The sequence below is a fragment of the Nocardioides sp. cx-173 genome (genome assembly GCF_021117365.1).
Lineage (GTDB): Bacteria > Actinomycetota > Actinomycetes > Propionibacteriales > Nocardioidaceae > Nocardioides.
On record NZ_CP088262.1, the window covers coordinates 3,688,409 to 3,700,726 of the forward strand.

Here is a 12,318-nt window from a genome sequence, read left to right on the forward strand (position 1 = left end):
GTGCGGCGAGCGCAGCAAACCGCGTCATCTCGTTGGTCGAGCGGGCGAGCGCAGCGAGCCGCGTCGAGACCCCGCCACCACCACCCCCTCGCTGGTCGAGCCGGCGAGCGCAGCGAGCCGCGTCGAGACCGCGCGACGACCTCAGAACACCGCGCGGATCTCTCCGACCGGCACGCCGCCACCAAGCAGCTCGACCACGCCCGTGCGCCGCACGGCGTCACCGTCGACCCACACCTCCCGGTCCACGCCGGAGCGACTCAGAGCGGCGGCCATCAGCACGGGACGCACGCGGGCCGCCCCGTCGTCGGTCTTGAGTGCGAACGCACGTCCGTCCGGCAGGGCCACGGCGTAGCACGACTCCGCCCCGGCCTTGCCGATGGCGCCGGGCATCGCGGTGAGCAGCGCGAGCTCGTCGCGGCGGGTGCCGGACACGTACTCCGGGTGGCGACGGATGGCGCCGGCGATGCGGGCCTCCGCTCCGTCCTGGGCAACGGCGAGCGCGCGGAAGGCCCGGGCGAGGCCGACGAGGGTGGTGGACAGCAGCGGGGCCCCGCAACCGTCGACGGCGACGGCCTCGACGGGTACGCCGGTCAGCTCCGCGAAGGTACTCATGATCAGCTGCTGCAGCGGATGCGCCGGGTCGCGATAGGTGGCGAGGTCCCAGCCGTTGACCACGCAGGTGACCAGCATCCCGGCGTGCTTGCCGGAGCAGTTCATGGCGATCGGCGTCTTCGGCCGGCCCGAGCGCAGCGCCTCGATGCGGGCCTCGTCATCGAGCGGATAGTCCGGCGGAGTTTGCAGCGCGGACTCGTCGAGGCCGGCGGTTGCGAGGATCCGGCGTACGCCGTCGAGATGGAAGTCCTCGCCCGAGTGCGACGCGCACACGAGGGCGAGGAGGTCGTCGGGCAGGTCGAGCCCGGCCCGGACCATGGCGAGGGCCTGCACAGGCTTGTTGCACGAGCGCGGCAGCATCGCGCGGTCGACCGGCCCGACAGACCAGGCCACCCCGCCGTCGTCCTCCAGGGCGACGACGGAGCCGTAGTGGTGGCCCTCGACGAAGCCGGACCGGACGATCTCGGCGACAACCGGGGCGGTCACGCGCTCATCACGTCGCTCGCCCGAAGTCGTCCTCGAGCCGCGCGATGTCGTCCTCGCCGGTGTAGGCGCCCTGCTGGACCTCGATGATCTGCAGGTCCTCGGAGTGCTCGTTGGACAGCCGGTGCGCGGCTCCGAGCGGGACATCGATGCACTCACCGGGGCCCGCGACGACCACGTCATCCCCGACCGTGCAGGTGGCGATCCCGAAGATCACCACCCAGTGCTCCGAGCGGTGCTTGTGGGTCTGGAGGGAGAGCCGCTTGCCGGGATGGACCACGATGCGCTTGACCTTGTAGCCCTGGCCGTCCTCGATGACGTGCCAACTTCCCCAGGGGCGGTCCTGGGACGTCTCGGACATAGCGGTCTCGCTCTCGTCGGTGGCGCAGTGGCGCGCGGGAGCACGCTACCCTCCGGGGTCGGGTGTGACCCTCGCAATGCGGCAGGATGAGATCGTGTCTCCCTCATCCCCTCCTCAGCACTGCCCCTCGCCGCGCGAGCTCGACGACCTCGAGCTGCTCAGTGTCGGGGCACTGCTGCCGATCCGGGCGTTCAACGAGCCTGGCAGCCCCGTCACGCTCACGTTGCCACCCAATGTCGCCGCGGCCGATGCCGGCGCAGTGGAGCTGGTCGACCCCGAGGGTCTCCCGCTCGCCCGCGTCACGGTGGGCGGCACCGAGGGCTGGGCCGTCGAGCCACTGACCCACGCCCAGTACGGCCCCTTCCGCAGCCACTACCTCTCCCCCGCCGTCGTCCGCGAGCGCTACGCGGGGCGGGCCTTCGTGCCCGTCACGGACGCCCTGACCGACGTGCAGCTGCGCGAGATCCGTGACCTCGGTCCGACCGTGCTGCTGGCCCTGGTGGGCCACGGCACGCCGGAGCTCTCGCCCGTCGCGCTGATGCGCGCCACCCTGGTGGCCGCCGAGTACCTCGACGCCGAGGTGGTCGCCGTGCCGCTCGCCTCGCACGGTGACGCCGCCACCGACCACGACCTCGGCCTCCAGGTCGTCGCCAACTACGCGGGGCTGGACCGGGTGCACGGGCTCCGCGACGTCGGAGAGCTGCCGCTGGAGATCGCCGAGATCGTGGACGCCGACCGGCCCGGGCCCGAGCGGCAGGGCCTGGTCCTCTTCTTCACCGGCCTGTCCGGCAGCGGCAAGTCGACCCTGGCGCGGGCCCTGATGGACAGAGTCCTCGAGCAGGGCGAGCGGACCGTCACGAGCCTCGACGGCGACGTCGTACGCCGCAACCTGTCGGCCGGGCTGACGTTCTCCAAGGAGGACCGCGAGACCAACATCCGCCGGATCGGCTGGGTCGCCGCCGAGATCTCCCGCCACCACGGCGTCGCCGTGTGCAGCCCCATCGCGCCGTTCGACGAGACGCGCCAGCAGGTGCGCGCGATGGTCGAGGAGGCCGGCGGCGCGTTCTTCCTCATCCACGTGGCGACCCCGCTGGAGGAGTGCGAGCGCCGTGACCGCAAGGGCCTCTACGCCAAGGCCCGCGCCGGCGAGATCCCCGAGTTCACCGGCATCTCCTCGCCCTACGAGGAGCCCACGGACGCCGACGTGCGCGTCGACACCACGGGCCGCTCCATCGATGATGCCCTCGCCGACGTCCTCGACGCACTCCGCGACGCGGGCTACCTCGACCTCGCGCCCACCGATGCGGCCCCGGTGGTTTCGAGGCTCGTCGCTGACGCTCCTCCCATCTCAACCACCGAAGTGACCGCCGAGCCGGTGGACGACCCCACCCTCAACGTGCTGTTCGTGTGCACCGCCAACATCTGCCGCTCCCCCTACATGGAGCTCTCGGCCCGCGCGGCGACAGCCGAGGACCAGGGCGTGATGTTCCGCAGCGCCGGCACCCACGGCTTCCGTGAGCACCCGATGGACGCCGTGATGGCCGAGGCGCTCGGCCGACGGGGCATCGACAGCGCCGGGTTCGTCAGCCGCCCGCTCAGCGCCGAGCTGATCGAGCAGGCTGACCTGGTGCTGACCGCGGAGGCCTCGCACCGCACGTTCATCCTGCAGGACCACCCGACGGCGTTCCGCAAGGTCTTCACCCTCGGGCAGTTCGCCCAGGCGGCGACCACCCACGACCTCTCGGGCGCCGACCTCCTGACGGCGGTCGCCGAGCGGCGCGGCAACGCAGACGTCAGCCTGGACGTCCACGACCCCTACGGCCGCGGTCCGGAGGCGGCCGAGGCGTGCGCCACCCAGATCGACGAGCTGCTGCGCGTCGTCGTCCCGGCACTCACCGGGTCGGCGAGGATCGGCGCATGAGCGACCTCATCACCGCCGACTTCTCCTCGATCCTCATCGCGGGGTTCGTCGTCGGCATCGTCGTGGGTCTGACCGGGATGGGCGGCGGTGCGCTCATGACCCCCGCGCTGATCTTCCTCGGCGTCGGCGACACCGCCAAGATCGTGACCGCCGACCTCACGGCCGCGGCGATCTACAAGACCGGCGGCGCGATCGTCCACTCGCGGGAGGGCTCTCCCAACCTGGCCCTGGCCAAGTGGCTCATCCTCGGCTCGGTGCCGACGGCGCTGGCCGGGCCGCATCTGCTCGCGGGGATCGTGGACCCCGAGGACATCGACGACGTGCTCAAGATGAGCATCGGCTTCGCCCTCCTCCTGGCGGCCTCCACCTACGCGCTGCGCCTCTACCTCAATTTGCGCCGGGTCCGCGCTGGCGGCCCGAGCGGCGACCCGAACCCCAAGATCCGCCCGATCCCGACTCTCCTGGTCGGAGCGCTCGGCGGTCTCCTGGTCGGCATCACCAGCGTCGGCTCCGGCTCGGTCATCATGGTCGCGCTGCTCATGCTCTACCCCGGGCTCTCCGCCGTGAAGCTGGTCGGCACGGACCTGGTGCAGGCAGTCCCGCTGGTCCTCGCCGCCGCGATCTCCAACATCATCGTCAACGACGGCCTGGACATGGGCCTGACCCTGCCGCTGGTCCTCGGCTCGGTGCCCGGCACCATCCTCGGCAGCAAGCTCGCGCCGCGGGTGCCGCAGTCGTTCATCCGGCGGGCGATCGTCGTCGTGCTCACCATGTCCGGCGTCGCCCTGCTCGACAAGGCCGGCTGGGCGCCGCTGGGCGTCGAGGAGACGCACCCCGTGCTCATCGGGCTCATCGGCCTGGCGATGGTGTTCCTGGTCCCGCTGGTCTGGGGACTGCTGCGCAAGGAGCAGGGCCTGCCGATGTTCGGCGCCCCCACGGTGGCCGAGCTGGAGGAGCTGGGCTACCACCAACCGACCCGTCCGCCCGACCGCACCACCTAGCCGCCGCCGCCCACTGGCGGCCTCCTGACGGCGTACTCACCGGACGCGTAACTGGTGTGTCAGACTCGACATTGGTCGCGTCTTCGTGCTCGGGGAGGCACCTGGCTACGATGTCCGTTGCTGTCCACCGAGAGGTCCCCGTTCCCCCATGACCCAAACTCATGCCGACTACCAGCTGAGCCAGCTCGACCAGCTGGAGGCGGAGTCGATCCACATCTTCCGTGAGGTCGCGGCCGAGTTCGAGAAGCCCGTCCTGATGTTCTCCGGCGGCAAGGACTCGATCGTCATGCTCCGGCTTGCGGAGAAGGCGTTCTACCCGGCCAAGATCCCGTTCCCGGTGCTGCAGATCGACACGGGCCTCGACTTCCCCGAGGTGCTCGAGACCCGCGACCACTGGGTCAATCGTCTCGGTGTGAAGCTGGTCGTGGCCAGCATCGACGACGCCATCGCCAACGGCGTGGTCGTCGACGACGGCAAGACCAGCCGCAACCGGATGCAGACCGGCACGCTCCTGCACGCCATCGAGGAGAACGGCTTCACCGCGGCCTTCGGTGGCGGTCGCCGCGACGAGGAGAAAGCCCGCGCCAAGGAGCGCGTCTACTCCCACCGCGACGAGTTCGGCCAGTGGGACCCCAAGATGCAGCGCCCCGAGCTGTGGAGCCTGTACAACGGTCGCCTCCACGCCGGCGAGCACATGCGGATCTTCCCGATCTCCAACTGGACCGAGCTGGACATCTGGGACTACATCGGGCGCGAGGGCATCGAGATCCCGCCCATCTACTTCTCCCACCAGCGCCGCGTGTTCGAGCGCGACGGCATGCTGATGAGCGAGACGCCGCTCAACCCGCTCCGTGCGGGAGAGGTCGTCGAGGAGCGCACCGTCCGCTTCCGCACCTGCGGCGACATCACGCTCACCGGGTGCGTGGAGTCCACTGCCTCCACCATCCCCGAGATCATCGCCGAGGTGTCGATCGCCAAGCTCACCGAGCGTGGCGCGACGCGTGGCGACGACCGGTTCTCCGAAGCAGCCATGGAAGACCGCAAGAAGGAAGGCTACTTCTGATGCCGGACGCCACCGAGTCCCTCACGGCCAACATGGACATGCTGCGCTTCGCGACGGCCGGCTCCGTCGACGACGGCAAGTCCACGCTCATCGGGCGGTTGCTCCTCGACTCCAAGTCGATCTTCGAGGACCAGCTCGAGGCCGTGGAGGCCACGAGCGCCTCCAAGGGCTACGACTACACCGACCTGGCCCTGCTGACCGACGGTCTGCGCTCGGAGCGCGAGCAGGGCATCACGATCGACGTCGCCTACCGCTACTTCGCCACCCCGGCCCGCAAGTTCATCATCGCCGACACCCCGGGACACGTGCAGTACACCCGCAACATGGTCACCGGCGCCTCCACCGCCGACCTCGGCCTGGTGCTCGTCGACGCCCGTCACGGCCTCACCGAGCAGTCGCGCCGTCACGCCGTCATCCTGTCGCTCCTGCGGGTCCCCCACCTGGTGCTCGCGGTCAACAAGATGGACCTCGTCGACTTCTCCCAGGAGGTCTACGACAAGATCCACGCCGAGTTCCGGGCGTTCGCGACCAAGCTCAACATCCCCGACCTCGAGGTCATCCCGATCTCCGCGCTGTCCGGCGACAACGTCGTCAACCGCTCCGAGCGGATGGACTGGTACAGCGGCCCGACGCTCATGCACCACCTCGAGCACGTGCACGTGGCCTCCGACCGCGACCTGGTCGACGTACGCTTCCCGGTCCAGTACGTCGTGCGCCCCAAGTCCGAGGAGCACCACGACTACCGCGGCTACGGCGGCATGGTCGCCGGCGGCGTGCTCAAGCCGGGCGACGAGGTCGTGGTCCTGCCCAGCGGCATGACCTCCAAGATCGCCGGCATCGACCTGTTCGACAAGGAGATCGCCGAGGCGTTCCCGCCAATGTCGGTGACCATCCGCCTCGAGGACGACGTCGACGTCTCGCGTGGCGACATGATCGCCCGCCCGTCGAACGCGCCCAAGCCCAGCCAGGACATCGACGCGATGATCTGCTGGATGACCAACGAGCCGCTGCGCCCCCGCCAGAAGCTGGCGATCAAGCACACCACCCGCTCGGCGCGCGCCCTGGTCAAGGACATCCAGTACCGCCTGGACGTCAACTCGCTGCACCGCGACCAGGAGACCAAGGAGATCGGGCTCAACGAGATCGGCCGCGTCCAGCTGCGCACCACCGTGCCACTGCTCTGTGACCCGTACTCGAAGAACCGGACCACGGGGTCGTTCATCCTCATCGACGAGGCCACTGGCATTACCGTCGGCGCGGGCATGATCAACAGCGCCAGCTGACCCGTCTAGGGTCTAGGCATCGTCCCGGAAGCAACTCCGGGCCCATATGCCGGTGGCAGTTAGTCGTTATGCGAGGCTTCCAGGAGGCTGCGGTAGAGGCGGAGGATCATCTCGGGTGACCCGAGCGCCGCGAACTGCTCTACCAGGCTGGTCGCGGCCGCGGTCTGGGCGGGATTCAGGTACGGGCCCTGAGAGACGACACCCTCCACTCGCTCCACGAAGGTCGGTTGGTTGGGCTCCAACCACAGCGGCAAATCAGATGTCCCCTGGGAGCGCACGTAGCGGCTGCCCGGGTTGTCCATGGCCACGACCGGAAGATATGACTGCAGGCCCTCCACCACCGGAATCCCGAAGCCCTCATAGGCCGACGGACTGAGCAGCAGCCACGCCTCGCTGAGTCGGCCCAGCACCTCCGCGTCCGTCAGGCCACTGCAATGCTCGACCCAGGGCGCCCACTCGCCCGCATCCTCCGATGGGCCGATTACGACGAGGCGACTCTCTGGATGCGTCGAGAGCCTCAGTCGCTCGACGGCTGCCTGGGCGATCCAGCCCTGCTTCCGCCCCCGGAAGCTGCCGATAAACACGGCCGTCGGGGCCGGGTGGGGGGATGGGCTGGGCACAGCCTGGGCTGGCACGAAAGGAGGGGTCAATGCGTGGCACCGGAATCGCTCCTGCGACTCGGGCGCGATCCCGACTCGAAGATCAGCGCGCCTCGCCGAGACGATCTCGGTCGCAGCGAGGAGCATGTGGTTGAGACGTCTCAGCCCCGTCGATGACATCGCCTCCCCCCACGATGATCCGTAGAAGGAACGAAGGATCGGCGTCCTGTGGCTCAGGGCCCAGTCGTCGCCGTGGGCGTGAACGACATCAGGACGCGTGTCCGTGACTATCCTGCGTGCGCGCAGCGGTGTCGCGTAATAACGCTTGAGTCGGGAGCTCGCGATCGGCAGGCACACGTACGTGACGGTCGGCAGTTTGACGGGATCCGCGAGCGTTACGATGGTCAGATCAACGAGTTCTGCCAAACCGCGGGCTAGGCGCTCGGAGTAGCGCCCCACGCCGCCCACGTGCTCTCCCTCTCGTGGCCACTCGAGACACAGCCAGGTCACCCTCAGCCGCCTACGCACAGTTGACTGCTTTCGTCAAGCGAGGAGCCTGATGAGCTCGGACCTCGACCAGCCACTCCTGGAGCACCTGCGTCAGCGCCGTCGAGTCGAATTGGTGCACCGTACGAGCACCTGCCTCCACCATGGCCGCTCGCTCGGCCTCCGACAGGTTGGCAGTTCTCCTCAGCGCGCGGCACATGGACTCCAGGTCTCCCGCAGCGGCGAGAATACCGTTCACCCCGTCCACAATCACCTCCGCTGGACCACCGGGCTCGGTGGCGATGACGAGACACCCTGCGTCCATCCCTTCAATAACCACGGCGCCGAACGGCTCTGGAAGCCGAGATGAGTGCAGGAGTACGTCGGCCTCCACGAGATACGCGGCCGGCTCCGGGACCTGGCCTGCGAAGTGGACCCGGTCGGCCACGCCAAGCGACACAGTGAGGGCCTCAAGCTGCCGAAGGAAGTCGATCTCCCCGAACATGGGCGAGCCGACGATCGTCAACGTTGCAAGGGAGTCCCTAAGCTCCCGGGCGAAGGCTTCGATGGCAAGATCCTGTCCCTTCCAAGGCGCGATTCGTCCTACCACGACGATGGACGACAAACCATTTGCTGGTGTACTCCGCTGCCGAGCACTCGCCCTCAAAGACGGCGGCAACACGAGGACCGGCTTCTGTCTGGTTCGAACCGTCGCGAGGGTGCTCATGCTATTGACGACAAAGGCATCACAGCAGTGGCCCAGCACCCGCGAATAGAGCCAGGCTGCCCGACCGAGATACTCCCTCGTCAGATGATCGTGGACACTCCACACGAAGGTCACCGGCAGACCGAGCGTCGCCAGTCGGCCAAAGACCACCGCCTTGAGGCTGCGGCCCACAACGACCTCGACGTCAGCCGAGCGCACTGCCTTCCGCACTCGTCGTGTGTACCCGAGTAAGGCCATCACCGCCCGCGGCCCCGACCTGAGAGCCGTTGTCCGCTTGATGGCTCCCAGCTCATCGGGCATCGGCAGGACAAACACGTCGGCCTCGCCCTCGAAGTCGTCGACCAGGCCACCCGACTCGCCGAACAACACAGCGGGCTTCGATGGACCGCCCCAGGCCCGCACGATGCGAAGCAGCGACAGCTCGGCCCCCGATGGCGCAGACGAATGGGTCATGAAGAGCGTGCGGATCACTCGCCCAGCTCCCGGTAAAGCGCTACGTGGCGATCGGCGATCAAGTCCCAACCGAACCGGTCCGCGTGCGCGCGACAATCGTCAGCCGACGGCACCGAGCCGGCGAGCCCGCCGACGAGACGGTCGGCCAGCAACTCTGGGCTTTCGGGCGGAACGATGAGGCTGGAGTCCAAGTCCTTGACGGCATCGGGGAGGCCGCCCACGTTGGTGACGATCACTGGCCGCCCAACGGCGAGGGACTCCAGCGCAATCAGCCCGAATCCCTCCAGATCGCGTGTGGGTACGACCGTCAGCCGGGCGTCTCGGTAGCCGTCGGACAGTTCCTCATCCGAAACACGACCGTGGAAGCGCACGGAAGACTGGAGTCCGAGTCTCTCGGAGAGGGTGTGGAGTTCTTCACGAGCGGTACCGTCACCGAAGATGCTGAGCTCCGCGTCCGGATGGGCCTCCAGGACACGCGGCCAGGCCTCGAGGAGGGTGTCGATCCCCATTCGTCGTTCGAGTCGTCGCACGCACACAACCAGCGGCCGCCTGCGCTGCGAGGGAGGTTGCGCCTTGAAGTGCGAGAGGTCCACTCCGGGCGGTATGACCGAGATCAGCTCGCGCGGATATCCGAAGTCCTGGTGCAGAATGTCCGCAAATGCCTCGCACAAGACGACGGCGCGGCTGGCATGGCGATATCGCCCTGTCTCCCAGGCCTTCTTAAGACGCGCCTTCCACACCGACTGACCCGCCGCCAAGCTCTCGGCGTACCATGGGCCTTGGAAGTGGATGATGCCATCCACGCTCCCGCCTGCTGCCCTGGATCCCGCCCCGTACGGTGCGAAGTGGCGGTCCACCAGCGCCCCCCGTGGCCCTCGGTGGTGCCTATGCGACGACAGCACCCTGACCGGGAGCGGCGACGACCGGTGCGGCCACGACAGGGCGCCTGCCGGAGCCGAACCGAACGCCACCGCTGTGACATCGATGTCGGCACGTCGGTCGAGCGCGGCATACAACGATTGGAAGTAGCGGTTGAGGCCGCCGGGGCGAGAGGCGAACCACTCGGCACCCGTCATGTGAACACGCACTCGGCACTACCCTCCGTCGGAGCAAGGACGCAGTGCCTGCTGGCCAATCCCGGTTCGTTGCTAACCTTACGGTATGAGCGTCACGGCTGTGATCTGTAGCCTCAACAGGCCGATGGAGCTCACGTCGTCGCTCACCGCGCTGGCTGAGCAGACGCGCCTTCCCGACCGTGTCGTCGTCGTGGCACAGGCTCACGACGGGGACACGGCCGCTGTGGCGCGAGAGGCGGGCGCCGAGGTCTGCATCACTCCTGGCCCTGGTCTCGCCCTCGCCATCGAGTCCGCGATCATGTGGGCCGGAAGCGGAGTGTGCGCTTTCGTCGACGATGACGCACGGGCACATCCAGACTGGATCCAGCGCATGGAGGATGCATTCGCCGACCCCACGGTCGGGGCGGTCGGAGGGCGGGACAACGTGGCGGGCGACGGCTGGACCGGTAGGCCGGACCTACCTGTCGGCATCATCACGCCAACCGGCCGGATCATTGGTAATCACCACCACGGGACCGGCGCCGTTCGGCAAGCCCAGACGGTCAAGGGCGCCAACATGGGGATCCGAGTCGCTGCCGCCATCGGATTCCCGCTCTCCCAGTTCGTTCGGGGCACCGGAGCGCAATATCGTAACGAGCTCATTCTGACGGCAGAGATCAGAAGGCGTGGCTACCGCGTGCTGTACGACCCGGCAATTCGGGTCGACCATTTCCCGTCACAACGCGCGCTGGGAGATGATCGACATCTCTTCAGCCGCGAAAGGGTGGCCCTCAACGTGGCCAACGAGGTCTCCGCACTTCGGATCTCAGAGCCGCTTCGGGTGCGCATCGCCTACCAACTCCGAGCCGTGGCCGTTGGCACCCGGCTCCACCCCGGCATTGTCCACACGCTTCGCGGAGCAATTCTCGAGCACCGCAACGACGTACCGAGGTTCGCCGGGGTGATTGACGGGCTGAGACTCGGGAGGCAGTCTCGCAAGAAGGAGGCATTGTTGATCTCCGGGTCGGTTCAGACTGTGGGCCGGGGCCACAACGCCTGAGCACGAAAGCGATAGACGCGGCAGCGGTCCTTCCAAGTCGTCGAACCTTCAGAGGAGATCAACGAATTCCATGGGCACCCCCGACCCAGGCGGCGCCATCGCCCAAATACCTCGGCCCGTCGTCGCGATCGCCCACGATTACCTCACCCAGCGCGGCGGTGCCGAGCGGGTCGTCCTGGCCATGTCGCGAGCTTTCCCCGAGGCACCCATCTACACCACGCTGTACGACCCTGACCTCACGTTTGCGGAGTTCCGCGGGCGAGATGTGCGTGTGTCCCCCTTGAACGCGTGGGGAGCGCTGCGTCGCAACCATCGGCTCGCCCTGCCTTTCTTACCACTTGCGGCTTCGCGCATGCGCGCGCCTGCCGACGTGCTCCTGTGCAGCAGCAGCGGGTGGTCCCATGGATTCCGGACTGATGGAAAGAAGCTCGTCTACTGCTACACACCCGCGCGTTGGCTCTACCAACGGGAGCACTACCTAGGCGAGGATTCGGCAACGTCGGTCCGGGCAGCGCTAAGGGCCCTGACGCCGGGGCTTCGATGGTGGGACAAGCGGCAGGCAGCCGGGGTTGAGCGGTACCTTGCCATCTCCCGTGTGGTGCGAGAACGAATCCGTGAGGCCTACGGGGTCGACTCGGACATCCTTCCGGCGCCGATACCGCAAGAAATCGCCGACATCGCGCCCGTTGCGCTCGGCTCGGATCACGGTCCACTTCCGGAGAAGTTCTTGCTCTGCGTATCCCGCCTCCTGCCATACAAGAATGTGGATGCGGTCATCGAGGCGCTCAGGCTTCGCCCTCGCTCGTCGCTCGTCGTGGTGGGTCGAGGCCCCGAGGAACAACGTCTCCGCAGACAGGCGCCTCCCAACGTCTGCATTCTGTCCGGCCTCTCGGACGGCAATATGCGCTGGCTCTATGAGAACTGCACCGGGCTAGTGGCCGCGAGCCACGAGGACTTCGGGCTAACCCCTCTGGAGGCGGCGGCAGCTGGAAAGCCGTCGGCCGTCTTGAGGGCTGGCGGCTATCTCGACACGATGACGGACCAGACAGCCGTCTTCTTCGATCACCCCACCCCCGACGCGATAGCCAAGGCCATCGATAGACTCGCGCGTGGCGCGTGGGAGCCGAGCGTGATCCGTCGTCATACGGAACAGTATTCCGAGCAGACATTCATCCGGCGGCTGCAGTCAATCGTTGCTGACCTGACCTGACGAC

The 12,318-nt window shown here is 67.9% G+C and carries 11 protein-coding genes; 6 read left to right on the plus strand and 5 right to left on the minus strand.

Annotation, left to right across the window (positions count from 1 at the left end):
• Positions 1-141 precede the first annotated feature (141 nt).
• Both LQ940_RS18055 and LQ940_RS18060 read right to left on the minus strand, forming a co-directional pair.
• Positions 142-1,098, minus strand: a complete 957-nt coding sequence (locus tag LQ940_RS18055) for an asparaginase (protein WP_231244681.1) — start codon at positions 1,096-1,098, stop codon at positions 142-144.
• A 7-nt stretch (positions 1,099-1,105) separates the two neighbouring features.
• Positions 1,106-1,456: a phosphomannose isomerase type II C-terminal cupin domain gene (locus LQ940_RS18060; protein ID WP_231244680.1), complete on the minus strand. Its 351-nt coding sequence runs from the start codon at positions 1,454-1,456 to the stop codon at positions 1,106-1,108.
• Between the two features lie 94 nt (positions 1,457-1,550).
• Here LQ940_RS18060 and cysC point away from each other — a divergent pair, with 94 nt between their 5' ends.
• The 4 genes from cysC (at position 1,551) to LQ940_RS18080 (ending at position 6,724) form a co-directional block, all read left to right on the plus strand.
• On the plus strand, positions 1,551-3,377 hold the full coding sequence (gene cysC / locus LQ940_RS18065) for an adenylyl-sulfate kinase (RefSeq protein WP_231244679.1): 1,827 nt from the start codon (positions 1,551-1,553) through the stop codon (positions 3,375-3,377).
• Complete coding sequence (locus LQ940_RS18070; protein WP_231244678.1) at positions 3,374-4,378, plus strand: sulfite exporter TauE/SafE family protein; 1,005 nt, start codon at positions 3,374-3,376, stop codon at positions 4,376-4,378. Before cysC ends, LQ940_RS18070 begins: the two co-directional genes overlap by 4 nt.
• 148 nt (positions 4,379-4,526) lie before the next feature.
• Positions 4,527-5,441 carry a sulfate adenylyltransferase subunit CysD gene (cysD, locus tag LQ940_RS18075; protein WP_231244677.1) on the plus strand — a complete coding sequence of 305 codons (915 nt, stop codon included), beginning with the start codon at positions 4,527-4,529 and terminating at the stop codon, positions 5,439-5,441.
• On the plus strand, positions 5,441-6,724 hold the full coding sequence (locus tag LQ940_RS18080; RefSeq protein ID WP_231244676.1) for a sulfate adenylyltransferase subunit 1: 1,284 nt from the start codon (positions 5,441-5,443) through the stop codon (positions 6,722-6,724). Before cysD ends, LQ940_RS18080 begins: the two co-directional genes overlap by 1 nt.
• 59 nt (positions 6,725-6,783) lie before the next feature.
• On the opposite strand, the gene LQ940_RS18085 is transcribed toward LQ940_RS18080, so the two are convergent.
• From LQ940_RS18085 to LQ940_RS18095, 3 genes are read right to left on the minus strand one after another with little or no spacing between them, the layout of a single operon-like run.
• Complete coding sequence (locus LQ940_RS18085) at positions 6,784-7,791, minus strand: glycosyltransferase family 4 protein (protein WP_231244675.1); 1,008 nt, start codon at positions 7,789-7,791, stop codon at positions 6,784-6,786.
• Between the two features lie 52 nt (positions 7,792-7,843).
• Positions 7,844-9,007, minus strand: coding sequence for a glycosyltransferase family 4 protein (locus tag LQ940_RS18090; RefSeq protein WP_231244674.1), 1,164 nt, complete (start codon positions 9,005-9,007; stop codon positions 7,844-7,846).
• Entirely contained in the window at positions 9,004-10,065 is a 1,062-nt protein-coding gene (locus LQ940_RS18095; protein WP_231244673.1) for a glycosyltransferase family 4 protein, read from the minus strand. Before LQ940_RS18095 ends, LQ940_RS18090 begins: the two co-directional genes overlap by 4 nt.
• A gap of 85 nt (positions 10,066-10,150) precedes the next feature.
• Here LQ940_RS18095 and LQ940_RS18100 point away from each other — a divergent pair, with 85 nt between their 5' ends.
• Both LQ940_RS18100 and LQ940_RS18105 read left to right on the plus strand, forming a co-directional pair.
• Entirely contained in the window at positions 10,151-11,104 is a 954-nt protein-coding gene (locus tag LQ940_RS18100) for a glycosyltransferase family 2 protein (RefSeq protein WP_231244672.1), read from the plus strand.
• A gap of 70 nt (positions 11,105-11,174) precedes the next feature.
• Positions 11,175-12,314, plus strand: coding sequence for a glycosyltransferase (locus LQ940_RS18105; protein ID WP_231244671.1), 1,140 nt, complete (start codon positions 11,175-11,177; stop codon positions 12,312-12,314).
• The last annotated feature ends 4 nt before the right edge of the window (positions 12,315-12,318 follow it).

Coding starts and splice junctions, on each gene's coding strand:
- LQ940_RS18060 (WP_231244680.1), bottom strand. CDS start 1,456: ATGTCCGAGACGTCCCAGGACCGCCCCTGGGGAAGTTGGCACGTCATC.
- LQ940_RS18070 (WP_231244678.1), top strand. CDS start 3,374: ATGAGCGACCTCATCACCGCCGACTTCTCCTCGATCCTCATCGCGGGG.
- cysD (WP_231244677.1), top strand. CDS start 4,527: ATGACCCAAACTCATGCCGACTACCAGCTGAGCCAGCTCGACCAGCTG.
- LQ940_RS18080 (WP_231244676.1), top strand. CDS start 5,441: ATGCCGGACGCCACCGAGTCCCTCACGGCCAACATGGACATGCTGCGC.
- LQ940_RS18095 (WP_231244673.1), bottom strand. CDS start 10,065: ATGACGGGTGCCGAGTGGTTCGCCTCTCGCCCCGGCGGCCTCAACCGC.
- LQ940_RS18100 (WP_231244672.1), top strand. CDS start 10,151: ATGAGCGTCACGGCTGTGATCTGTAGCCTCAACAGGCCGATGGAGCTC.
- LQ940_RS18105 (WP_231244671.1), top strand. CDS start 11,175: ATGGGCACCCCCGACCCAGGCGGCGCCATCGCCCAAATACCTCGGCCC.